We start from the raw sequence: 23,771 nt of genomic DNA, 5'->3' as shown, positions 1-23,771 counted from the left end.
CCTCTTATTCGGTTTCTGCGTTGAGTTTTTTACGCAATGCTTGATGAATTTTAGCTTGTTCTTCGTCTGTTAATGCTTGGTATTCGTTATTTGATACCACGAAGAAATCTTCTGCACGTTCACCAACAGTGGTGATCCGCGCGGCATGAATATGTAATAAGTGTGCTTGAAATACTTCCGCAATTTTCGTTAATAGACCCGGAATATCCACCGCTTGAATTTCAATTAAGCTGCGATCTTTACGCGCATGCGGTCTAAGCACAATTTTTGGTTTGATATTAAAATCTTTGAAGCGCTGTGAGCGGTTCTTTTTGATGCGAATTTTCTTTTTCGGATCGCTAATCGCCAGTTCTAAGGCGCGTTTAATACCTTGCGCTCGGTTACTTGCAATTGGGTCACCATTAACCTCTAAAATAACAAAGCTAAACAGCACGTAGCCATCTTTAGTGGTTAACACTTGTGCATGTTGAATTTGCGCTTTTTTCGAACCAATAACGCTCACAAGACGGGAGAATAAACTTCCCGAGTAAGGGCTGTAGGCAAACACTTGCGTACCACCGTGCATTGCGGTGTCAGACACGGTCACACTTGGTAGGCTTAAATCTTCACAATTTAATAAGTGTTCTGTGTGCCACGAAATTTGTTGTTCGCTAAAAGCGGTAAAGTAATTGGCTTTAAAGCGGCTCCAAATTAAGTCGATCTGATCTTCGTTACAGCCGTGATTCAATAAGCGTTGTTTAGCTTGCTGCTTTTTATCTCGAATTTGGTCACGTTGGTCCATTGGATTTTCAAGCCCTAAGCGCAGTGCTCGCTGGGTATGCAAATACAGCTCACGGAGTAGGGTGTTTTTCCAATCGTTCCACAGATTATCGTTGGTCGCGCGAATATCGGCCAACGTTAAGCAGTATAAGTAATCGAGCTGACGTTCATTTTTTACTTTGCTTGCAAAGTCTTTAATCACATCAGGGTCATTAATATCTTTACGCTGCGCCGTGACCGACATAAGTAAGTGATTAGCTACTAACCAAGAAATGAGCTTACCGTCTGATGATGGGAAGCGGTGCAATTTAGCAAACGCAATCGCATCAACTGAGCCTAGCTCTGAGTGATCGCCGCCGCGCCCTTTGGCGATATCATGAAATATACCGGCTAAATAAAGTAACTCAGGTTTATCCATGCGGGTGACGATTTCACTACAAAGTGGAAACTCGCTCACTTTTGACTTATCAAAATACTTATAAATATTGTTAATAAGCTTATGGGTGTGCTCATCCACGGTATAGGCATGAAATAAATCAAACTGCATTTGCCCGAAGATGTTTCGCCACTGTGGTAAGTAGGCGGCAATAATGCCGTGCTTGTGCATTAGCGTAAATGCACGGCCCATACCGTTAGGGTGTTTTATTAAGCGTAAAAATGCTTCGCGACAGGCGGCGTAATCTTGTAAATCACCCAGTAAACGACGACGCACTTGGCGCATTGTACGTATGGTACTTGGGTAAATATGGGTGATCTCAGGGTTATCAGCAATATGCTCGAACAACACAAATAGCTGATCCCGACGAAAGAACACCGACGGATTTTTTACACGAATTTGATGGCCAATGCGCTCAAAGTTACGATCAAGTTCAATCACAGGTAGCTCACCGGCACCCGGTAAAATGCTTTGCTCGAAATATGACAGCAGCATTTGGTTAAGCTCACGTACGCGACTCATGATCCTGAATAAGCGTTTCATCATGCGCTCAACCGAAGCTTTACCATCACTACCAAAGCCGAGAATTTCTGCCGCGTGAGGTTGGTGATCGAACAGCAAACGGTTTTCAGAGCGCCCCGCAGCTAGGTGCAGTGCAAAACGAATATTCCAGAGGTTTTCTAAACACTCTAGTAGTTCTTGATATTCTTCATGGGTGAGGTAGCCGTGATTGATCAGCTCTTGTAATGTTTCGGCTCTAAAGTGCTTTTTAGCAACCCAAATAATAGTTTGTAAGTCGCGCAGGCCACCTGGGTTCTCTTTGATATTTGGCTCAAGGTTATAAGCCGTACCATGGCATTTTCTATGGCGTAGATTTTGTTCTTGTACTTTCGCCAAAAAGAATTCGTCTGAGCGCCAAATTGGCGAATCAATTAAATGATTTTTTAATTTTTCGAATTCGATGTGATTACCGAAAATTAATCGGCTCTCAAGTAAACTGGTAGCAAATGTCACATCTTCGCGTTTTTGTTCTAATGCTTGTTCTATGGTGCGAACGCTGTGACCAATTTCTAAATTAAGATCCCAAAGCATGGTGACGAACTGGCCAATTTTCTCACACACGGCTTCGCTTGGCTGTTCACTCACCAGTAGCATAAAGTCGATATCGGAGTAGGGATGCAGTTCACCACGACCATAGCCGCCCACAGCAATTAGGGCTAAGTCACTTTCGTGAGAAAGGTCGTAATCGTGAAACAATTTAATTAATAGGCGGTCGATAAACTCAGCGCGGGCATTAATTAAGTTGCTAACGGGTTGTTTTGAGAATTCGTTCTGTAGCCATTTATAAAAATAACTAGAACAGTCGCGATAATCGCTAAGTTGCTCAGCTTGGCTGAGCAACTTTTTTACTTTATTGGGTAATGCCACAGGGGCTGGCTCCTAGTGTTCGATGATCCTGTCGATAGTATCATCTGATCGGAGCGTTAAAATTTCAACACCATTTTCAGTCACTAACAGGGTGTGTTCCCACTGTGCAGACAATGAACGGTCTTTTGTTACAACTGTCCAGTTATCTTTAAGTAACTTACATTGGCGCTTACCAGCATTAACCATTGGCTCGATTGTTAAGCACATACCCGCTTTTAACACTTCGCCAGTTCCAGCTTTACCATAGTGCATGACTTGTGGTTCTTCGTGGAACTCAGCACCAATACCGTGACCACAGTATTCGCGTACGATTGAATAGTTAAAGCTTTCTGCGTATTTTTGAATCGCAGCGCCAATATCACCTAGGCGAACGCCTGGTTTTACCATTTTAATTGCAAGGTAAAGGCTTTCTTGTGTGATATCAGCAAGGCGTTTGCCTTGGATATTAGGTGTGCCCACATGGAACATTTTAGATGTGTCGCCGTGATAGCCATCTTTGATCACCGTAATATCAATATTTACGCTGTCACCTTCTTTAAGTGGTTTGTCGTTAGGAATACCGTGACAGATAACATGGTTCACTGAGGTGCAGATTGATTTTGGGAAACCGTGATAATTAAGCGGTGCTGGAATAGCATCTTGAACATTAACGATATAATCGTGACAAATTGTATTTAGTTCATCTGTGGTTACACCTGGCACCACATGCGGTTCTATCATTTCAAGTACCTCGGCGGCTAAGCGCCCGGCAACACGCATTTTTTCGATTTCTTCAGGGGTCTTGATCACAGCACTCATTGAGGCTCCAAAGTTGTTTTTCAGGTCAGTTTTCAGTGCACAAATTTTGCACTAGACGTTGAGTTTTCAATTTTAATATGGTATAAAGCGCGCCGTCTTTTTACAAATAAATTCTTAACTGATTTTTTGTATTTAAGGCAAACACAATTTTATTTTAACACACACACGTATCGTCACATACACTTGGGTGCACTTAAGTTACAAATTAACTACGGTGTTGGTGCTATGGGATATGTGGAGGCCTAACCCTAAATTATAGAGGATTATACAAATGGCAAACGTTTCAATGCGCGATATGCTTCAAGCTGGTGTTCACTTTGGTCACCAAGCACGTTACTGGAACCCTAAGATGAAGCCTTTCATCTTCGGCGCTCGTAACCGTGTTCATATCATCAACCTAGAGCAAACTGTACCAATGTTCAACGAAGCACTTAAGTTCTTATCGAACGCAGCTTCTAACAAAGGTAAAGTACTTTTCGTTGGTACTAAGCGCGCAGCAAGCGAAGCAGTTAAAGAAGCAGCTCTTCAAAGCGAGCAGTTCTACGTAAACCACCGTTGGTTAGGTGGTATGTTGACTAACTGGAAAACAGTTCGTCAATCAATCAAGCGTCTTAAAGACCTTGAAGCGCAAAGCCAAGACGGTACTTTCGAGAAATTAACTAAGAAAGAAGCGTTAATGCTTACTCGTGAAATGGAAAAGCTTGAAAAGAGCCTTGGTGGTATCAAAGATATGGGCGGTCTTCCAGACGCGCTTTTCGTTATCGATGCAGACCACGAGCACATCGCTATCCGTGAAGCTAACAACCTAGGTATTCCTGTTGTTGCTATCGTTGATACAAACTCTAACCCAGACGGTGTTGATTACATCGTTCCTGGTAACGACGATGCGATCCGTGCTATCCAACTTTACACAGGCGCTGTATCAGCTGCGATCACTGAAGGTCGTGAGAACAACATCGTTGCTCAAGCTGAGAAAGACGACTTCGTAGAAGCTGAGTAATTAGCTGTCATCAAGTCTTCATCTATTTGAGGTGAAGACTTGTTATTCTTGTTAAGCGGCCTATACCGCTTCCCTATAACAGAATTCAATTGAGGATATTCTAATGGCTGTAACTGCTGCCCTAGTTAAAGAATTACGCGAGCGCACTGGCGCTGGCATGATGGATTGTAAAAAAGCGTTAACTGAAACTAACGGTGACATCGAGTTAGCGATCGAAAACATGCGTAAGAGCGGTGCTGCAAAGGCTGCTAAAAAAGCTGGTAACATCGCTGCTGAAGGTACAATCTTAATCAAAGAAGGTAACGGTTTCGCTGCTCTTCTTGAAGTTAACTGTCAAACTGACTTCGTTGCTAAAGATTCAAACTTCCTTGGCTTCGCTAACGAAGTATTAGATGCTGCTGTTGAATCAAAAGCTGACATCGAAGCACTTAAAGCACAGTTCGAAGAAACACGTGTTGCTCTAGTTGCTAAAATCGGTGAAAACATCAACGTTCGTCGCGTTGAGTACATCGACGGTGACAAACTTTCTTCTTACCGCCACGGCGACCGTATCGGTGTTGTTGTAGTTGGTGACGCTGACGAAGAAACTCTTAAGCAAGTTGCTATGCACGTAGCTGCGTCTAAGCCTGAGTTCGTAAACCCAGAAGACGTACCAGCTGACGTTGTTGAAAAAGAAAAAGCAGTTCAAATCGACATCGCGATGAACGAAGGCAAGCCTGCTGAAATCGCTGAGAAAATGGTTGTTGGTCGTATGAAGAAATTCACTGGTGAGATCTCTCTTACTGGTCAAGCTTTCATCATGGAACCTAAGAAAACTGTTGGCGAAATTCTTAAAGAGAAAGGCGCAACTGTTACTAACTTCGTACGTTTAGAAGTTGGTGAAGGTATCGAGCGTAAAGAAGAAGACTTCGCTGCTGAAGTAGCTGCTCAAATCGCTGCTGCAAAAGGCGAGTAATTTTCTAAGTTAGTGACGTAAGGCAATTAGATGAAATTAATCTGCTATTAGCTTTTGCGTCACTGATGAAAATTCTTTAAAATAACCGCGTTTTATGTGTAACCATAGCGCGGTTATTTTTTATCTCATTACTAAGGCTGGCCCAAATATTATGACTATCAATCGTAAACCTATTTTTAGACGTGTTCTTCTTAAACTTAGCGGTGAAGCATTAATGGGAGACGAAGGCTTCGGCATCGACCCGAAAGTACTTGACCGTATGGCTCAAGAAATTAAAGAACTTGTAGAGCTCGACGTAGAAGTAGGTTTAGTTATCGGTGGCGGTAACTTCTTGCGTGGTGGTTCATTGGCAGAAGCGGGTATGAACCGCGTTGTGGGTGACCACATGGGTATGCTTGCCACTGTAATGAATGGTTTGGCGATGCGTGATGCACTACACCGTGCATTTGTAAATTGCCGTTTAATGTCAGCTATCCCGCTTAACGGTGTGTGTGATGCTTACAACTGGGCAGAAGCTATCAGTCTATTAAAATCTGGCCGTGTTGTTATTTTCTCAGCAGGTACAGGTAACCCATTCTTCACGACTGATTCTGCAGCGTGTTTACGTGGTATTGAAATTGAAGCAGATACTGTAATCAAAGCGACTAAAGTTGACGGCGTTTACTCTGATGACCCAGTGAAAAACCCAGAAGCTACACTATATCGCCACTTAAGCTACAATGAAATCATTGAAAAAGAGCTTAAGGTTATGGATTTAGCTGCATTTACGCTGGCGCGTGACCACAACATGCCATTAAGCGTATTTAACATGAATAAATCAGGCGCGCTTAAGCGTGTTATTATGGGCGAAGATGAAGGAACGCTTATCTCTTCACAAGCCTCAGATGAAACTAGCAAATAGATTAGGATTGAACCGTGATTAACGATATCAAAAAAGATGCGTCAGAACGTATGCAAAAAAGTGTTGCGGCACTAGGCAGTCAATTATCTAAAATTCGCACAGGCCGTGCACACCCTGCATTACTTGACGGTATTCAAGTGTCTTACTATGGCGCTGATACACCATTAAACCAAGTTGCTAACGTAACAATTGAAGACTCTCGTACACTTGCAATCAGCGTGTTCGATAAGTCACTAGCGCAAGCAGTAGAAAAAGCGATCATGGCTTCAGACTTAGGTTTAAACCCGATGTCTGCAGGTACTGTTATTCGTGTTCCACTTCCTCCACTTACAGAAGAGCGTCGTAAAGACCTTATCAAAATCGTACGTGGTGAAGTTGAAGGTGGCCGTGTTGCGGTACGTAACATCCGTCGTGACGCGAATGGCGATATCAAGAGCTTATTGAAAGAAAAAGACATTTCTGAAGATGAAGCACGTCAAGCTGAAGACGAGATCCAAAAGCTTACTGACAAATTCATCAAAGAGATGGATGCACAGTTAACAGCGAAAGAAGCTGAGCTAATGGAAATCTAATTGTCGCTGTTTATCTTTCAGGCATTGATACTGAAAGCGAACAGCAGCAACTAAATTTATTAGTTTTGAAACGCCGTCTAGGGTATACTAGACGGCGTTTTTTTATGGAATACTCGATATTTATGGTTCTTAACGCTGATAAAATTTCCCAGCAAAGTTTGCCTAAGCATGTCGCTATAATCATGGATGGCAACGGACGTTGGGCGCAAGCGAAAAATCGCCCACGTGTTTATGGGCACAAAAAGGGCGTTGATGCGGTTCGTCAATCAGTGCAATTTTGTACTCGCTTAGGTATACAGTCGTTAACACTGTTCGCATTTAGTAGCGAAAATTGGCGACGTCCAGAGGACGAAGTAAATACGCTTATGGAGCTATTTTTATTCGTTTTGGGCAAAGAAGTTAAAAAACTTCATAAAAATAATGTAAAGCTGAACATAATTGGTGATTTATCACGCTTTTCAGAAGGTTTGCGCAATAAAGTTGATGCAGCCCATGAATTAACCCGTAATAATACGGGTCTACAGTTAAACGTAGCAGCTAATTATGGTGGGCGTTGGGATATCACTAACGCCGCAACAACGCTTGCGAAAAAAGTCGCAGCCGGTGAAATGGCTGCAGAAGACATTACTGAAGAGCTAATGGCCGAACAAATGAGTATGGCTGATCAAGGTGAACTTGACTTAATGATCCGCACTGGCGGAGATTTACGCATCAGTAATTTCCTTTTATGGCAAGCGGCTTATGCTGAGCTTTACTTTACCGATACGCTTTGGCCAGACTTCAATGAAGCTGCATTTGCTGACGCTATCGCATGTTACGTTGCCAGAGAGCGACGATTTGGTTGTACAGGCGAACAAATAAAACAATTACTCGCCGAGACCTAATTACTAGTTGAAGGTACACACATTGCTAAAACAACGAATTTTAACCTCGCTCGTGTTGGCACCACTTGCACTTATTTTGGTTTTTTATACCCCATTAACACTATTTAGTTATATCGCCGCCGGTATTGTTTTACTTGGTGCATGGGAATGGTCTGCGTTTATGGGCCTGTGCGATAAAGTTAAGCGTTTTGGATTTGTTGCAGCAACGGCTGCGTTTTTGGCACTACTCAACTGGCATTGGCCAATTGAATCACTTTGGCAAAATGGCCAATTAGTGGGTGATGCAAACTATTTATTTACGCTGTCATTTGCATGGTGGATTGTGGCGACTTACTTAGTTTGGCGCTACCCAGCAATGGCTAAAGCATGGAATGAAGGCATTGTCATGCGTGCTATTGCAGGCTTTTTAACCTTAGTCCCACTGTGGCTTGCATTAAATACGCTACGCAGCGCAGGTTATGGCGAATCAACTCACTTTGGCTCAATGCTTATCTTGGTTGTACTTGGTATCGTTTGGAGTGCAGATATTGGTGCATACTTTACCGGTAAAAACCTAGGTAAACACAAGTTAATGCCTAAAGTGAGCCCGAATAAAACCATCGAAGGTTTATTAGGTGGTGTGGTTGCCTCAATTATTTTTGTACTCGTATTTTGTCACTTCACCAATGTTGATATGGCTGTGTGGCCAATCTATGCCGTGATGACTGCATTTATCGCGTTATTCTCAGCGGTGGGCGATTTACTAGAAAGTATGTTTAAACGTGAAGTTGGCTTGAAAGACAGCGGTTCATGTTTACCTGGTCATGGCGGTATTTTAGACCGTATTGATAGCTTAACCGCAGCTGCGCCAATCTTTGTACTTTGCTACGCATGGACATTAAGTTTATGAGCAAAGTAGAGCAACTTGTCGTATTAGGCGCAACTGGTTCAATCGGTTTAAGCACCTTAGATGTTGTTTCTAGAAACCCAGAGCGCTTTGCGATTTTTGCATTAGCAGCGGGTAAAAATGCAGAAAAAATGGCTGAACTGTGTATCGCACATCAGCCTAAATTTGCTGTTATGGCTGACCAACACGCTGCCAAAGCCCTTCAACACTTACTCGCTAACAGTACGTGTAAAACTGAGGTGCTAGCGGGTATTGAAGCGATGAGCGAACTTGCTGCTCACGTTGAAGTTGATGCTGTGATGTCGGCGATAGTGGGTGCTGCGGGTCTACTGCCGACGTTAAGTGCGGTTGAAGCCGGCAAAAAAGTACTGCTTGCAAATAAAGAATCACTCGTTATGTCGGGTCAGTTGTTTATTGATAAAGTTAAACAACATGGCGCCACCTTATTGCCAATTGATAGCGAACATAATGCTATTTTCCAGTGTATGCCTGCATCGCTACAAACTGCATCGGGTTTACTTGCCGATCATGGTGTGAGCAAAATTTTGCTTACTGGTTCTGGTGGTCCTTTCTTAACGCGTGATTTAGCGACATTACCATCCGTGACTGTAGCAGAAGCGGTGGCACACCCTAATTGGTCGATGGGACAAAAAATATCTGTCGACTCAGCCACTATGATGAATAAAGGCCTTGAGTTTATTGAAGCCAAGTGGCTCTTTAACTGTCATGCCAGCGACATTGAAGTAGTGATCCATCCACAAAGTATTATCCATTCAATGGTGCAATATAAAGATGGCTCAGTGCTTGCGCAAATGGGCAACCCTGACATGCGCACACCAATAGCTCACGCATTAGCCTTTCCGGAACGTGTTGATGCCGGTGTCAAACCGCTCGATTTTTCACAAATGGCTGACTTTACCTTCACTAAGCCAGATTACGCTCGTTACCCTAATTTAAAACTTGCCATTGATGCGTGTGAAATGGGGCAAGGTGCAACAACGACGGTCAATGCGGCGAATGAAATAGCCGTTGCCGCCTTTTTAGGTGGGCAAATCGGCTTCACAGATATTTATCGCGTTAACGCTGAAACGCTCAATGCAACACAAAACATTAATGTGCAAACGCTTGATGAGATTTTAGCTTGCGACCAAGCAGCACGTTTAAAAGCAACTGAGTTTGTCAAAAGAGGCATCAACTAGCATGTTTGATTTTTTCTGGAATCTTGGTTCATTCATTCTTGCCCTGGGTATTTTAGTGACTGTGCATGAATATGGTCATTTCTGGGTTGCGCGCAAAGCGGGTGTGAAAGTGCTGCGTTTTTCAATTGGCTTTGGTAAGCCATTAGTCAAATGGTACGACAAACAACAAACCGAATATGTGATTGCAGCTATACCACTGGGTGGTTATGTGAAAATGCTTGATGAGCGTGTAGATGAAGTGCCGCCAGAGCAGCGTCATTTATCATTTAATGCTAAATCAGTAAAAGCACGTATTGCGATTGTGGCGGCAGGCCCGATGGCAAACTTCTTATTTGCTATTTTTGCCCTTGCTGTAATGTATATGGTGGGCGTTCAGTCATTAAAACCTGTGGTGGGTGAAGTGACTCAAGGCAGCCGTGCTGCTGCGGCCAATATTGAGCCAAACCAGCAAATTATTAAAATTGGTGAAGACGACATTAACACTTGGCAAGATGCCACATTCTCGTTAATGAGTCGCTTAGGTGAGCAAAGTGTTGTCATAACGCTTCGTGATCAGAATTATCAAAAGCATGTGCGTACTCTTAATTTAGATGGTTGGAAGTTGGATCAACAAGATGTTCCACCATTAACCTCTATTGGTATTGTGCCATTTCGCCCGAAAGCACTTCTAGAAGTGGCTATGATCAGTAAAGGCTCTGCGGCAGAGGCTGCGGGCTTGCAAGTTACAGATAAAATTATTGCCGTAAATGGCGAAAATATCAGCAGTTGGAGCGAGTTAGTTTCACTAATTCAGCAATCACCTAACAAATCCTTACAATTTAGTGTACAAAGGCAAGATAGTATAAAAGAGCTGTCAGTGACGCCACAAAGCAGAACCAATGATGCGGGCGTTGCTCAGGGCTTTTTAGGTGTGTCTCCGGTGGTTGAGCCATGGCCAGAAAACTATATTGAAACTAGACATTATGGCCCAGTCGATAGTATTGTGCTGGGCATACAAGAAACATGGCGTTTAATTACCCTTAGTTTTGACATGATTGGTAATTTAATTACCGGTCAGGTGTCGGTTAAAAATTTAAGTGGCCCGGTGGGCATTGCAGTTGGCGCGGGAACTAGCGTAAGCTATGGCTTGGTTGCATTTTTAAGCTTTTTAGCATTAATTAGTGTAAACCTTGGCGTATTTAACTTATTACCGCTGCCAGTGCTAGATGGTGGGCACTTAATGTATTACATAATTGAACTTTTTCGCAAAAAGCCGGTCTCTGAAAAGACGCAAGAATTTGGTTTTAAAGTGGGGGCCTTGTTGCTTCTGTTTTTAACATGTTTCGCTTTGTTCAATGATGTATCGCGTTTATAACAAATAAGCGAAAAATTCCAATTTGAACACGATTGTAAAACACCGCAAAAGTTAAATTTATAAGGTGTTGAGCGGTAATACAGTTGTAAAGGATAAAGATAACAAAATGGCTATAAAAAAACATTTGGCAGTTTCAAGTTTATTAGGTGCTAGCTTTGCAGCCCTAGGCCAAAACTCCTTTATTGTAGATGATTTAAAAGTTGAAGGTTTACAGCGTGTTGCACTAGGTGCAGCGTTAACGCATATTCCGATCAACGTGGGCGATAATATTGATGAGTACACAATTTCTAGAACCATAAAGGCTCTCTATCGTTCAGGTCACTTTGACAATATTAAAGCATTACGTGATGGCAACAGTGTTATCTTCCGTGTGACTGAGCGCCCAACGATCAGCATGATCGAGTTTGATGGCAATAAAGACATCAAAGATGAGCAGCTTAATGAGTCGCTAGACCAGCAAGATATCCGTACTGGTGAGCCGCTTGATAAAACAGTCCTTGATAACATTGAAAAAGGCTTAGTTGAATTCTTCCACAGTATTGGTAAGTACAATGCAAAAGTGGATGTAAGCATTACTAAGTTACCGCGTAACCGTGTAAAACTTCTATTCAAATTTGATGAAGGTGACGCAGCGTCAATTCGTCAAATCAACTTGGTTGGTAACGAACTTTTCTCGGATGAAGAGCTACTTAAATTAGCTGAATCACAGCAAGATTTACCGTGGTGGAAATTCATGTCGAGTGACCGCTACCAAAAGCAAACCATCGAAGGCGATTTAGAGAAAATTCGTAGTTACTACTTAGACCGTGGTTACCTACGTTTTAATATCGATTCGACACAAGTATCAGTAAGCCCAGAGCGTGATTCTGTTTATGTAACAGCAAATATCACCGAAGGCGTTAAGTATAAAGTGAAAGGCTTTGACTTTATTGGTGACTTGTTAGGTCGTGAAGAATTAATCAGAAGTGTTATCCCACTGAAAACAGGTGAGCTTTATAACGGCTCTGTGGTGACATCGTCTGAAGAGTTTATCAAAAGCTACTTAGCACGTTTTGGCTATGCCAATGCTGAAGTACGTACCATACCAGAAATTGATGACGAAAATAAAGAAGTACAATTAACGCTTTCTGTTAATCCGGGCAAGCGTGTTTATGTTCGTCGTATCATCGTAGGTGGTAACCAAAATACTTCAGATGAAGTAGTACGCCGTGAAATGACGCAACTTGAAGGTGCATGGTTATCAAATCAAAGCCTTGAGCGCTCTAAACTACAAATTCAGCGTTTACCGTACATGGAAAGCGTTGATTTTAACGTGGTGCCAGTTCCTGGTGTTGATGACCAAGTTGATGTCGATTTTACAGTTAAAGAACAATCTGCAGGTAGCTTTAACGCAGGTCTTGCGTATGGCTCTTACTTAGGTCTGCAATTTAACATCGGTGTGAGTGAATCAAACTTCTTAGGTACTGGTAACCAAATTGGTTTCAACATTAATACCTCGCGCGGTTCTGAGCGTATTAGTGTGTCATACACTGACCCTTACTTTACGCCAGACGGTGTATCGCAAGGTAGCAGTATCTTCTACAGTAACTATGATGCGAGTAAATTCAGCCTAATCGACTATAAATCGAAGAGTTATGGTATTGGTACTAACATCGGTTTCCCAATCGATGCAGTAAACCGTATTAACTTTGGTGTTCGTTGGGTGCAAGAAGAGTTATCTGATATTGCAGAATACGAGCAAACACGTGTAATTCGTGAAACTTTCTTAGATCCAGATAACCCAGATGCGGGCTTCGACTTTACTAAGTACGAGTTAAGTGCAGGTTGGTCGCGTGTAACTGTTAACCGTGGTTTATTCCCAACAGCAGGTTCACGTCAGTCGCTTAACTTAACAGCGACAACGCCGAACTCAGATTTACAGTACTTTAAGCTAAATTATGACTCGCGTTTTTACTGGCCAATCAGTAATGACCACCGCTGGGTATTCTCAACGCGTGCAGCACTTGGTTATGGTAATGGTTATGGTACAACCAATGGTTATGACCAAACACTGCCGTTCCAAGAGTTCTTCAGAATTACTGAAATGGAACTACGTGGCTTTGACCGAAATACGATTCTTCCACGAGCTGTATCACGTTATCCGCAAAGTATTCCTGGTACACCATTACCTGATGGTACTACAACAGGTAGTATTGGTGGTGCGTCAGAGTTTGACCAACTTCAAACAGCAGGCCGAATTGGTGGTAACGCCAAAGCGGTAGCAGGGATGGAGCTTATTGTTCCAACACCTTTCTTAGATGAAGAAAACACCAGCTCTGTACGTACTAGCTTCTTCGTAGATGCTGCAAACGTATGGGATACAGAGTTTAATATTGACCGTTATCAAAACCTTTCAACAGACGAGCGTGCAAAATTGGATGATTACTCAGATCCGATGCGTTTTAGGGTTTCAACTGGTCTTTCTCTACAATGGATCTCTCCGATGGGTCCAATGCTGATCAGTTTTGCGTATCCATTGCAAAAAGAAGAAGATGACGATACGAAGACCATCAGCTTTAACATTAGTAATACATTCTAAAGGAGTTTTTTCGTGAATAAATCAATTAAATCAACAGCTTTTGCACTACTTGCTACTTTATCTATGGGTCTATCTACTAACGCATTCGCGCACAAAGTAGGTATCGTTGATATGCAAGAAATCTACAAGCAAATCCCACAAATGGCGAAAGTAGAGCAAACTTTAGAAGCTGAATTCTCAGAGCGTCGTCAAGAACTAGAAAAACTTCAAGGTGATATCCGTTTTGAAGCTGAAAAGTTCAAGCGTGAAGCGACAACAATGAGCGACAAGCAAAAAGAAGAATTACGTACTAAGATTCAAGGCATGCAGCAGCAACTTGCTGAAAAAGGTCGTCCTTTAGAGCAAGAAATCAAAATGCGTCAAAACCAAGAACTAGCTAAAGTTCAAAAGCTAATCTTAGATGCAATCGAAGAAGTAGCGAAAGCTGGCAAATTCGATGAAGTTAAAGTTAAAGAAACAACGATTTATGTTAACCCTAAAACTGTCGATGACTTATCAAGCAAAGTTGTTGAAAAAGTAAGTAAGCAATAGAAATCATATATGCAAAACTACACGCTTTCGCAGATAGCGGATCTTCTGGGCGCTGACCTTCAAGGTGACGGCGCCACAGAGATTAAAAAAATATCTACACTTGCAAATGCCCAACATGGGCATATTGCATTTTTGGCGAACAAGAAATATCGCTCGCAATTAGAAGATACTCAAGCAAGTGCGGTGATTTTATCACCGGCAGATGCTGAGTTTTTTTCGGGTAATAAACTCATTGTTGCTAACCCTTATGTTTGTTACGCCAAGCTTGCCCAGCTAATGGATACCACACCGCGTGCAGCTGTGACAGGGATTCACCCAAGTGCAGTCATTCACGATTCAGCCTCTATTGGCGATAATGTCGCGATCGCTGCCAATGTGGTGATTGAAGCGGGCGCTGTTATAGCAAACGATGTGCAGATTGGCCCAGGCTGTTTTATTGGTGAGCACGCAAAAATTGGTCAAGGCACTAAGCTTTGGGCAAATGTAAGCGTTTACCATAAAGTAGAAATTGGTAGCGATTGTTTATTCCAAGCGAACACGGTTGTGGGCAGTGATGGTTTTGGCTATGCCAACGAGCGTGGCGAATGGGTGAAAATACCACAACTTGGCCGAGTAATCATCGGTGATAAGGTTGAGGTAGGGGCGTCTACTACGATTGACCGTGGTGCACTAGACGATACTATCATCCACAGCAATGTAATTATCGATAATCAATGTCAAATAGCGCATAATGTCGAGATCGGTTCGGGTACAGCGGTTGCTGGCTGTTCTGTGTTTGCAGGTAGCACTGTGATCGGTAGGAATTGTCAGATTGGCGGCATGGTAGCAATTAATGGTCACATTAGCGTATGCGATGGTGCTATAATCACCGGCATGAGTATGGTGACTAAGGCAATCACAGAACCTGGAATTTATTCTTCAGGCTTGCCACATCTAACCAACAAAGAATGGCGACGTAGTATTGCCCATATCCGTAACCTTGGCGATATGAAAGACCGCATTAAAGCACTTGAGTCACTGACTAAGTCACTCAATATTGAAGACAAATAAGGATGCTATTTTGGCAAATGAATTAAATAGTCTTGATATCCAGGATATCTTGAGTTTACTTCCGCATCGTTACCCGATGCTACTTGTTGACCGTGTACTTGATTACACGCCAGGCGAGTCGTTACATGCGATTAAAAATGTAACAGTGAACGAACCTATTTTTACGGGTCATTTTCCTAATCAACCTATCTTTCCAGGTGTGTTGATTTTAGAAGCAATGGCTCAAGCAACTGGCTTACTTGGCTTTAAGACAGTTGAAAATCGTAGCGATAACGAACTATATTTATTCGCAGCGATCGACAATGCGCGATTCAAACAGCCGGTATTACCTGGCGATACCATGCATTTGCATGTAGAGTTTGTAAAAGAGCGCCGCAATATATGGAAATTTGCAGCAGAAGCAAAAGTTGACGGCAAAGTAGTGTGTACTGCCGAAATCATGTGTGCGAGAAGAGAGTTTTAATAGTGATCCATCCTACGGCGATAATCGAACCAGGTGCAAAACTTGGAAATAACGTATCAGTTGGCCCTTACAGCTATATCGGTAACGATGTAACTATTGGTGATAACTGTATCATCGAATCTCATGTGGTTGTAAAAGGCCCATCGACGATTGGTTCTGGTAACCATATTTTCCAATTTGCTTCGGTCGGTGAAGCTTGCCAAGACAAAAAGTACGCGAATGAGCCAACGACTCTGATCATTGGTGACAACAACGTGATCCGTGAGTGTGCGACAATTCACCGTGGTACGATTCAAGACCAAGGTGTAACAAAAATTGGTAGCAACAACTTATTTATGGCTTACACACACGTTGCACATGATGCAGTTGTGGGCGATAACGTTATTTTTGCTAACAATGCCTCTGTTGCTGGCCACGTACACGTAGGTGACTGGGTGATCCTTGCAGGTAACTCAGGTGTTCACCAGTTCTGTAAAATTGGTTCACATGCCTTTGTAGGTATGTACTCAGGCGTTAATAAAGATGTACCGCCATTTGTAACTACTATTGGTACGCCGGCTGGCCCTGTAGCAATCAATACTGAAGGCATGAAACGCCGTGGCTTTGAGAGCGATGAAATCATGGCAACACGCCGTGCATATAAAACGCTTTATCGTAAGAGCTTAGGTGTTGAAGAAGCAATCGCTGAGCTACGTGAAGATGCTGCGAAGTACCCAGCTGTTCAGCTGATGATAGACTTCGTGAAAAGCTCTGAGCGCGGAATTATTCGCTAATCATAAGCGAACTTCTATAAAAGCCACCGTAAGGTGGCTTTTTTGTTTTTATACTCATTCGCTTAATTAGGTAAGTTGGTATAGTTCAGGTTTTGCTAAGTCAGTGCTTGTTATCTTCATGGCAAAAAGGAACTAGTAATATGAATAAACTCATCGTCTTTGCATTGTTAAGCTTAATTTTAAGTGGTTGTAGTAGTGCGCCTTCGGTATCTAAAGGAGCAATAGAAAAAGGCAAAGCCAGTTATTACGCTGATAAATATCACGGCCGAACGACAGCAAGTGGTGAAGTGTTTAATCAACAGGCATTGAGCGCGGCTCATCAAACGCTTGGCTTTGGTAGCAGAGTAAAAGTTACTAATATTGCTAACAATAAAAGTGTGATTGTGACTATTAATGACCGCGGCCCATTTATCCGCGGTCGAATTATCGATTTATCAAAAATGGCGTTTTCACAAATTGCCTCAGTAAAGCAAGGTGTGATTGACGTCACCGTTGAGCGGCTCGATTAAAAGCGGGTAATAAGCTCTACGTAGTCGGCTTCATTCGCCACTAATTCAGCATGACTCGCAAAGGCTCTTACTTGTCCTTGCTCTAACCAAATAACCTTATCAACACGACTTAGCATTGCTGGGTCGTGGGTAATGGTCAGCATGGTTTTATCTGCCCATATTCTCTCAACTGTAGTCAGCAAGTTTTGCTTAGTGTGATTATCTAAGCTCTCTGTTGGCTCATCAAGAATGATTAAATTACCTTGCCTTAATAGAGCTTGGGCAATGGCAATACGGCGTGACTGACCATGAGAAAGTTTTCTGCCTGCGGTGCCTAAACGAGTGTTTAGCCCATCTTTTAAGTTACTAAGCCAAGAGCCAAGTTCAGCGTGTTCACAGGCTTCAATAAGCATCTCATCTGTCGCATCAAAAGCTGCATAGCGAAGATTTTCACGTAGCGTGCCATCAAAAATATGATGCTGCTGGGCAACTATCGTTAGCTGCTTAAAGCGTGTTGCAGTGCTTAAGGTTTCAAGTTCAAAGGTGCCTTCTTGCTTGGTGGCGAGCTTTAATGATCCTGATTGCAGCGGCCAAAGACCTGTGAGTAAATTCACAAGGGTGGTTTTGCCACTACCACTGGCACCGACTAGAGCAACTTTACTGCCGGGCGCAATAGCAAAATTGATATTGCTAAGGGCTTTGCTTTTTGCACCCGCGTATTGGTAATTGACCTCGCTTATCTCAAGGCCAAGTCCAGATTGATCCGCTAATTGGTTTGCTAACTGATCGTCTAAGTTGTTTGGTTTTTCGGCTAAGCTGTTGTGTTTATCTTCAAGATCGAACAGTCGCTTTGCGACACTTAAAGTAAGCGGCAATTCAATAAATGCAGTAGGCAGGGTAAGCACGGTTTCAAAGCTTGCTAATACAAATAAAGCGAGCATGGCCAGTTCAACGTTTTTCATGGTCCCCATTGCAACCAGCGGGATTATCATAAATACACTGGCCAGCATGGTGAGTTGGATCACCAAAGTGCTTAAACCATTACTGTTTGCCACGGCTTTGTGGCGATTATAGAGCTGGCTGTTGTATTGTTTACTGAGTGAATCACAATGCGCTAATTGCGCCGCGTGTGCTTGATAGACTGCAAGCTCTCTGGCACCTGATAGTGTATCGGCAAGTTCAGCTCTTAGCTCTGCGGAGAGCTGAGTTTCGGTATCCGCTTGTTGGTGAAGCTTATGGCTTAACAATGCGGGAAGCAGCACGCCAATAATCATCAGCGAAGTAAAGCACACTAATGCAACCTCAACATTATACATAGCCATGAAGGCCATCACGATAGGAATGCTGATCAGAGCGACAATAATCGGCAGCAGTACATTGAGGTAAAACTTATCCAGCGCATCGACATCGTTCTGTAGGCGGTTAAATAAATCGCTACTACGCGTCATTGCTAAGTCAACGTTGTTTAGCTGGCTTAGAGTCCTGAACATGTTTACGCGAATTTCGCTCAGCAATAAGAAGGTGGCGTTATGAGTTATCATCCGCTCACCGTAACGAGATGCTGTGCGCACGATAGCTAAAAAGCGGATCACCCCAGCAGGGGTAAAGTAATTCATTTGCACACCAGCGATTCCCGCCGCTGCCATGGCTGCTAGAAACCAGCCCGAAATTGCAAGCAAGCCCACATTAGCAAGTACCGTTAAGCTTGCTAAAAAAGCCCCTAAAAGCAGCATGCCAGTATGAGGTTTGCACAGTTTTAATAGACGTATAAAGTTATTCATTGGCGTCACCTTGGCTCACCAGTTTAGCAAATAGGCCAGCTTGCTTAGTGAGTTGCTGGTACTGACCAGCTTCAACAATGTGACCTTGTTGCATAACGTAAATATTGTCGGCGTGTTTAACCGTATTTAGTCGGTGAGCAATAACCAGCACTAAATGGTCTTTTGCATAATCGCGGATCGCTTGGTTGATTAAATGCTCGGTTTGGCTGTCTAAGTGAGCGGTAGGCTCATCTAGCATTAGCACAGGGGCATTCTTTAAAAATGCACGGGCAAGGGCTATGCGCTGCTTTTGCCCACCAGAGAGGCCTTCTCCTTGTTCACCTAGCAAGGTATCAAAGCCATCAGGTAAGGCAGTAATAAACTCAAGTGCTCCAGCTTTACTCGCTGCTTCATCGAGTTCTGCTTGGCTTGCATCAGGTTTAGCTAAACGCAGGTTCTCTGCAACGGTCCGATAAAATAACGTGGCGTGTTGTGGGATCCACGCCAGCTTTGCTTGCCAATCAGCTAATGCAGTATCACTCAGTGGTTGCCCGTTAATGCTAATGGCATTGTTGGCTTGATGATGAAAACCCAATAGGCAATCAAACAAGGTACTTTTACCCGAGCCACTTTCACCCACAAAGGCAATTAAGCCTGTGCTTGGCAGGCTTAAGTTGATATCAGTCACCCCTTCGTTTGTTTCTGGGTAGTGAAAGGTAAGTGCATTCAGCTGTATGTCTTTTAGCGGTAACTCAAGTTTAGATGACCCTAAATGTTCATCAGCATCGCTTTGATTGATTATGTCGATCATATCAGCAGCGGCGCTGATCCCTTCGAGTTTTGCATGATAATGAGTGCCCATTTGTCGAAGTGGTAAGTAAAACTCAGGGGCCAGTAGTAACACCACAAATCCAGTGGCAAAATCGAGCGTACCAAAAAACAATCTAAAGCCAATGATCACGGCAACAAGTGCTACACTAATGGTGGCTAAAAACTCAAGGGCGAAAGACGATAAAAAGGCGACTTTCAATACCCCCATAGTAGCACCACGGTAATCATCAGAAATCTGACTGATGCTATTTAGCTCACGCTTGGTTGCATTAAAGAGCTTGAGTTGAGTCAAGCCTTGTAATCGGTCAAAAAAGTAATTGCCAAGTACCGCTAGCTGTTGCCAGCGGTCTTGGTTTAACTGCTCCGCTTTATGGCCCACTAAAATCATAAAAAAGGGGATCAGCGGGGCAGTTAAAAGGAATATGAGGCTTGCTTTGTAATCGGTTGGAAAAATCACCACTAATATCGCTAATGGAATAAGCGCACTGTAAGCCACACTTGGAATGTAGTTGGCGTAATATTGATGCAGTGCTTCAACCCCATTATGTAAGGTGTTAAGTGTTGCGCCATGACCTTTTTGTTCACTGTAGGCTGGCCCAAGTTTGCTGAGCTTTTCTAGCAGTGTATTACGCATCACGTTCTTTATTTTTAACGCGGCGAGGTTACTCACCCGTTCACTTAGCGCAACCAACAACGCGCGAACTATAATTAGCCCTGCCAACGGCCATAATAATGGGCTTACGGCTTGCAAGTTTGCTTGTTCAAACATGACTTGATGAGCCGCGTTTGCAAGAAGGTAACAAGAGGCAATCATTAAAAGGGCGTTGAGTGTGCCCAGACTAATGCTTAATTTAAGAAGTCCTGAAGCGGACTGGCTATACTGCTTTAAAAAAGCGCGCAGCGTTTGCTGCTGCGCGCGATTTGGTCGGGGTTTAGTTGTCATCGGTGTTTTTGAGTCTCGCGTACAGCTCTAGCTCATCATCAGCAATCGAATCTTTATGTTGGTGAAATTCGTACCACATTACGTTGATCACCCCAAGTGTACAGGCTAATAGAACACCTAAAATCCAGGCAAAATACCACATATTTAAATCTCCTTAATAGCTACCGTGCGTGTTGTTTTCAATTTCACTGATGGTTACTTTGCGCCACATCTTCACATAACACCATGTTGTGTAGATAAGAATAAGTGGTACAAAAATAACCGCAGCGATAAACATCACGTTAAGTGTCATATGGCTCGAAACCGCATCCCACATAGTTAAACTAATATTAGGGTTGTTGCTCGAAGGCATTACAAACGGGAACATTGACATACCAGCGGTTAAAATAACGCCTGCAAGCATTAAGCTTGACGCAGCCAATGCCATTGCTGGTTTTTGTAATTTAGATAACACAACTGCCAGTGCCGCCATTACGAATGCTAGGGCAGGGAACAGTATGGTTAATGGCATTTTTGTATAGTTATCAAGCCATGCGCCCGGTGCCTGCGTGACTGTTTTACCAAGCGGGTTTGCAAAGCCTTGAGTATCACCCATGCTAACGATTTTATAACCGTCAATTTGCGATACCCACACACCGGCTAAGGCAAACAACACAATAAACGCCATCAGTGCATATTGACCATATTGTGCTGAGCGTTTAGCGACTTCTGCATCAGTACGAAGTTGTAACCACATACCTGCGTGACCAACCAGCATCAGTACACTTACTAGGCCAACAACAATGGCAAACGGGTTTAATAACGCAAAGAATGAACCTTGATAACTAACACGCAATAGGTCGTCGATATGATAAGGTACACCTAATAATAGGTTACCGAATGCCACACCAAATACCAGAGCCGGAATAAAGCTGCCTGCAAATAGGCCCCAATCCCAGTTATTACGCCAGCGTGGTGATTCTATTTTTGAGCGATAATCAAAACCTAGTGGTCTGAAAAATAACGCAAATAACACTAGCATCATAGCAAAGTAGAAGCCAGAGAAGGCAGCTGCGTATACCATAGGCCAAGCTGCAAACAGTGCGCCCCCAGCGGTAATGAACCAAACTTGGTTACCATCCCAGTGAGCACCAATGGTGTTAATAACAGTACGGCGTTCAACATCGGTTTTACCAACTAAGCGAAGCAAAATTGCCACACCCATGTCCATGCCATCGGTCACAGCAAAGCCAATCAGTAAGACACCAATTAACAGCCACCAAATTAGTTTAAGTGTTTCGTAATCAAAAATCATGACTGAGCTCCTTGGCTTGCAAGTGAATCTGCTTTAGCAAGTTCATGATGATATTTACCAGTATGAAGCGAGCTTGGGCCTTGTTTAATAAAGCGCAGCATCAGCCAACCTTCAACCGCAGCAAGACCTGTATAGAAAACTAAGAAACCAGTAATACTAATTAATAAGTCATTCACCGTGAGTGACGAGGTTGCCAAGAAGGTCGGTAGAATTTCCGAAATTGCCCAAGGTTGACGGCCGTATTCCGCAACAATCCAGCCAAACTCAATAGCAATCCAAGGCAGAGGAATACTCCATACCGCAGCCCATAATAACCAGCGCTTTTGCTCAATAATGCGGTGTGCGTTGTAATAAAACGCGAGAACAAATACGCCAAGCATAATCACACCACAGCCAACCATGATTCTAAATGACCAGAACATAGGGCCGACTTGAGGAAATGAGTCTTTCACTGCTTTTTGAATGTCTTCTTCTGTTGCATCTACCACGTTAGGGGTATAGCGCTTAAGCAGCAAACCGTAGCCAAGGTCTGCTTTTAAAGTATCAAATTTTGCAATGTTTTCTGGGGTGTCTTCACCACCACGAAGTTTTTCTAAATATTCGTATGCAATTATGCCATTACGAATACGCACTTCGTGTTGTTCTTCAAGATCTTTAATGCCCGTTACTTGCTCGTCAATAGAGCGAGTCGCAATGATACCCAGTGCATAGGGGATTTTTACAGCGGCGTGAGTAACTTGCTCTTCAGAGTCAGGAATACCGACTAGCGTAAATGCAGCTGGGGCCTCTTCGGTGTGCCACTCAGCTTCAATGGTTGCGAGTTTTACTTTTTGTACCTCGCCAACTTCGTAGCCAGATTCATCACCAAGTAAAATCACACACAGAATAGACGCTAAACCAAAGCCTGAAGCGACCGAGAATGAGCGCTTAGCAAAAGCAAGGTCGCGACCTTTTAAGATGTACCAGCTACTAATACCAAGTACAAACATAGATGCTGCAACATAACCTGCTGATACGGTGTGAATAAACTTAACTTGTGCAACTGGGTTAAATACCAGTTCAGCAAAGCTAGTCATTTCCATACGCATGGTTTGGTAATTAAATTCAGCACCTACCGGATTTTGCATCCAACCATTGGCAACTAAAATCCATAACGCAGATAAGTTAGTACCTAATGCCATTAAGAAGGTTGCAGCTAGGTGTTGGCGTCGTGTCAGTCGTTCCCAGCCTAAAAAGAACATACCCACAAAGGTTGATTCTAAGAAGAAAGCCATTAAGCCTTCAATCGCCAGTGGTGCGCCAAAAATATCGCCCACATAGTGAGAGTAATAAGACCAGTTAGTACCAAACTCAAACTCCATGGTTAGACCCGTGGCCACACCAATCGCAAAGTTAATACCAAACAACTTACCCCAGAACTTAGTCATATCACGATAAATTTCGCGACCTGTCATCACGTAAACGGATTCCATGATCACCAAAATCCACGTCATACCTAAGGTTAGGGGAACAAATAGGAAGTGAAATAGGGCAGTGATTGCAAATTGCAATCGCGATAGATCCACAAATGTTTCATCTATCATCGTTTAGCTCCTTGTTAGCGGGTGCGGTAGACACGACAAATTATTGGTTATGAAGTTTCAGTAATTATTGAAACTTTGTGAATATTAAACTTGTATTCATTTTAGTCAATAGGAAAATACGAAATAAAGATGAATTAATCCTGTTCATCTTTTCTACAGATTAGAGATAAAGCTCTAAAGTTTCAAATATTTAATCGTTATAAAAAGCCGTTTTGCTATGGCTTATTTTATTCTCTTTTAAGCTCTTTTTAGATAGTAGCTAGTAAACCTGCAGGCTATCCGCGCAAATAGATGCTCAACCAATG

At 43.0% G+C, this 23,771-nt stretch carries 21 protein-coding genes; 14 read left to right on the top strand and 7 right to left on the bottom strand.

Annotated features, from left to right (window positions below; genetic code table 11):
- Positions 1–4: 4 nt before the first annotated feature.
- Both glnD and map read right to left on the bottom strand, forming a co-directional pair.
- Positions 5–2,623, bottom strand: a complete 2,619-nt coding sequence (gene glnD / locus C2M33_RS19160; protein ID WP_105175196.1) for a [protein-PII] uridylyltransferase — start codon at positions 2,621–2,623, stop codon at positions 5–7.
- Between the two features lie 12 nt (positions 2,624–2,635).
- The gene (gene map, locus C2M33_RS19155) at positions 2,636–3,445 is read right to left on the bottom strand and encodes a type I methionyl aminopeptidase (RefSeq protein ID WP_267894590.1); all 810 of its coding nucleotides are present in this window, start codon (positions 3,443–3,445) and stop codon (positions 2,636–2,638) included.
- Between the two features lie 247 nt (positions 3,446–3,692).
- Here map and rpsB point away from each other — a divergent pair, with 247 nt between their 5' ends.
- From rpsB to C2M33_RS19085, 14 genes are all read left to right on the top strand, one after another.
- Positions 3,693–4,421: a 30S ribosomal protein S2 gene (gene rpsB / locus C2M33_RS19150; protein WP_054553123.1), complete on the top strand. Its 729-nt coding sequence runs from the start codon at positions 3,693–3,695 to the stop codon at positions 4,419–4,421.
- 103 nt (positions 4,422–4,524) lie between these two features.
- Positions 4,525–5,376, top strand: a complete 852-nt coding sequence (tsf, locus tag C2M33_RS19145; protein ID WP_063706846.1) for a translation elongation factor Ts — start codon at positions 4,525–4,527, stop codon at positions 5,374–5,376.
- Between the two features lie 151 nt (positions 5,377–5,527).
- On the top strand, positions 5,528–6,277 hold the full coding sequence (gene pyrH, locus C2M33_RS19140; RefSeq protein WP_063707209.1) for a UMP kinase: 750 nt from the start codon (positions 5,528–5,530) through the stop codon (positions 6,275–6,277).
- Between the two features lie 14 nt (positions 6,278–6,291).
- Positions 6,292–6,849 carry a ribosome recycling factor gene (gene frr / locus C2M33_RS19135; RefSeq protein ID WP_063706848.1) on the top strand — a complete coding sequence of 186 codons (558 nt, stop codon included), beginning with the start codon at positions 6,292–6,294 and terminating at the stop codon, positions 6,847–6,849.
- Between the two features lie 104 nt (positions 6,850–6,953).
- Entirely contained in the window at positions 6,954–7,733 is a 780-nt protein-coding gene (locus C2M33_RS19130) for an isoprenyl transferase (RefSeq protein ID WP_054553120.1), read from the top strand.
- Between the two features lie 22 nt (positions 7,734–7,755).
- Positions 7,756–8,622, top strand: a complete 867-nt coding sequence (locus C2M33_RS19125) for a phosphatidate cytidylyltransferase (RefSeq protein WP_063706850.1) — start codon at positions 7,756–7,758, stop codon at positions 8,620–8,622.
- Entirely contained in the window at positions 8,619–9,818 is a 1,200-nt protein-coding gene (gene ispC / locus C2M33_RS19120; RefSeq protein ID WP_105175195.1) for a 1-deoxy-D-xylulose-5-phosphate reductoisomerase, read from the top strand. The genes C2M33_RS19125 and ispC overlap by 4 nt, the downstream gene beginning before the upstream one ends.
- 1 nt (position 9,819) lies before the next feature.
- Positions 9,820–11,172, top strand: coding sequence for a sigma E protease regulator RseP (gene rseP / locus C2M33_RS19115; protein ID WP_063706854.1), 1,353 nt, complete (start codon positions 9,820–9,822; stop codon positions 11,170–11,172).
- Between the two features lie 106 nt (positions 11,173–11,278).
- Positions 11,279–13,750, top strand: coding sequence for an outer membrane protein assembly factor BamA (gene bamA, locus C2M33_RS19110; RefSeq protein WP_063706856.1), 2,472 nt, complete (start codon positions 11,279–11,281; stop codon positions 13,748–13,750).
- Positions 13,751–13,762: 12 nt separating this feature from the next.
- Positions 13,763–14,281, top strand: a complete 519-nt coding sequence (locus C2M33_RS19105) for an OmpH family outer membrane protein (protein ID WP_054553115.1) — start codon at positions 13,763–13,765, stop codon at positions 14,279–14,281.
- 9 nt (positions 14,282–14,290) lie between these two features.
- Positions 14,291–15,331 (top strand): UDP-3-O-(3-hydroxymyristoyl)glucosamine N-acyltransferase, encoded by a 1,041-nt coding sequence (gene lpxD / locus C2M33_RS19100; RefSeq protein ID WP_105175194.1) that lies wholly within the window; start codon positions 14,291–14,293, stop codon positions 15,329–15,331.
- A gap of 10 nt (positions 15,332–15,341) precedes the next feature.
- The gene (gene fabZ / locus C2M33_RS19095) at positions 15,342–15,794 is read left to right on the top strand and encodes a 3-hydroxyacyl-ACP dehydratase FabZ (protein ID WP_054562040.1); all 453 of its coding nucleotides are present in this window, start codon (positions 15,342–15,344) and stop codon (positions 15,792–15,794) included.
- Positions 15,795–15,796: 2 nt separating this feature from the next.
- Entirely contained in the window at positions 15,797–16,567 is a 771-nt protein-coding gene (lpxA, locus tag C2M33_RS19090) for an acyl-ACP--UDP-N-acetylglucosamine O-acyltransferase (protein WP_063706859.1), read from the top strand.
- A gap of 140 nt (positions 16,568–16,707) precedes the next feature.
- A complete protein-coding gene (locus tag C2M33_RS19085) occupies positions 16,708–17,076 on the top strand; it encodes a septal ring lytic transglycosylase RlpA family protein (protein ID WP_063706861.1) in 369 nt (122 codons plus the stop codon).
- Here the strand turns inward: C2M33_RS19085 and cydC are convergent.
- From cydC to C2M33_RS19060, 5 genes are read right to left on the bottom strand one after another with little or no spacing between them, the layout of a single operon-like run.
- Positions 17,073–18,836, bottom strand: coding sequence for a thiol reductant ABC exporter subunit CydC (gene cydC, locus C2M33_RS19080; protein ID WP_105175193.1), 1,764 nt, complete (start codon positions 18,834–18,836; stop codon positions 17,073–17,075). The genes C2M33_RS19085 and cydC overlap by 4 nt on opposite strands.
- Complete coding sequence (cydD, locus tag C2M33_RS19075) at positions 18,829–20,589, bottom strand: thiol reductant ABC exporter subunit CydD (RefSeq protein ID WP_105175192.1); 1,761 nt, start codon at positions 20,587–20,589, stop codon at positions 18,829–18,831. Before cydD ends, cydC begins: the two co-directional genes overlap by 8 nt.
- Entirely contained in the window at positions 20,579–20,731 is a 153-nt protein-coding gene (cydX, locus tag C2M33_RS19070) for a cytochrome bd-I oxidase subunit CydX (RefSeq protein WP_054553108.1), read from the bottom strand. Before cydX ends, cydD begins: the two co-directional genes overlap by 11 nt.
- Positions 20,732–20,743: 12 nt before the next feature.
- Entirely contained in the window at positions 20,744–21,883 is a 1,140-nt protein-coding gene (gene cydB / locus C2M33_RS19065; protein WP_105175191.1) for a cytochrome d ubiquinol oxidase subunit II, read from the bottom strand.
- Entirely contained in the window at positions 21,880–23,466 is a 1,587-nt protein-coding gene (locus tag C2M33_RS19060) for a cytochrome ubiquinol oxidase subunit I (RefSeq protein ID WP_063706869.1), read from the bottom strand. Before C2M33_RS19060 ends, cydB begins: the two co-directional genes overlap by 4 nt.
- Positions 23,467–23,771 lie beyond the last annotated feature (305 nt).

Origin of the sequence: Pseudoalteromonas sp. T1lg122 (genome assembly GCF_002964825.1) — a bacterium.
Classification (GTDB): Bacteria; Pseudomonadota; Gammaproteobacteria; order Enterobacterales; family Alteromonadaceae; genus Pseudoalteromonas; species Pseudoalteromonas gelatinilytica.
The sequence above is the reverse complement of the archived record's forward strand: the minus strand, read 5'-3'. Positions and strand labels throughout refer to the sequence as shown.

What these genes read in the sequence shown, in the direction of transcription:
- C2M33_RS19130 (WP_054553120.1), top strand. Translation starts at nt 6,954, where the DNA reads ATGGAATACTCGATATTTATGGTTCTTAACGCTGATAAAATTTCCCAG.
- bamA (WP_063706856.1), top strand. Translation starts at nt 11,279, where the DNA reads ATGGCTATAAAAAAACATTTGGCAGTTTCAAGTTTATTAGGTGCTAGC.
- tsf (WP_063706846.1), top strand. Translation starts at nt 4,525, where the DNA reads ATGGCTGTAACTGCTGCCCTAGTTAAAGAATTACGCGAGCGCACTGGC.
- ispC (WP_105175195.1), top strand. Translation starts at nt 8,619, where the DNA reads ATGAGCAAAGTAGAGCAACTTGTCGTATTAGGCGCAACTGGTTCAATC.
- rpsB (WP_054553123.1), top strand. Translation starts at nt 3,693, where the DNA reads ATGGCAAACGTTTCAATGCGCGATATGCTTCAAGCTGGTGTTCACTTT.
- cydC (WP_105175193.1), bottom strand. Translation starts at nt 18,836, where the DNA reads ATGAATAACTTTATACGTCTATTAAAACTGTGCAAACCTCATACTGGC.
- cydX (WP_054553108.1), bottom strand. Translation starts at nt 20,731, where the DNA reads ATGTGGTATTTTGCCTGGATTTTAGGTGTTCTATTAGCCTGTACACTT.
- C2M33_RS19060 (WP_063706869.1), bottom strand. Translation starts at nt 23,466, where the DNA reads ATGATAGATGAAACATTTGTGGATCTATCGCGATTGCAATTTGCAATC.
- pyrH (WP_063707209.1), top strand. Translation starts at nt 5,528, where the DNA reads ATGACTATCAATCGTAAACCTATTTTTAGACGTGTTCTTCTTAAACTT.
- cydB (WP_105175191.1), bottom strand. Translation starts at nt 21,883, where the DNA reads ATGATTTTTGATTACGAAACACTTAAACTAATTTGGTGGCTGTTAATT.
- cydD (WP_105175192.1), bottom strand. Translation starts at nt 20,589, where the DNA reads ATGACAACTAAACCCCGACCAAATCGCGCGCAGCAGCAAACGCTGCGC.
- lpxD (WP_105175194.1), top strand. Translation starts at nt 14,291, where the DNA reads ATGCAAAACTACACGCTTTCGCAGATAGCGGATCTTCTGGGCGCTGAC.
- rseP (WP_063706854.1), top strand. Translation starts at nt 9,820, where the DNA reads ATGTTTGATTTTTTCTGGAATCTTGGTTCATTCATTCTTGCCCTGGGT.
- C2M33_RS19085 (WP_063706861.1), top strand. Translation starts at nt 16,708, where the DNA reads ATGAATAAACTCATCGTCTTTGCATTGTTAAGCTTAATTTTAAGTGGT.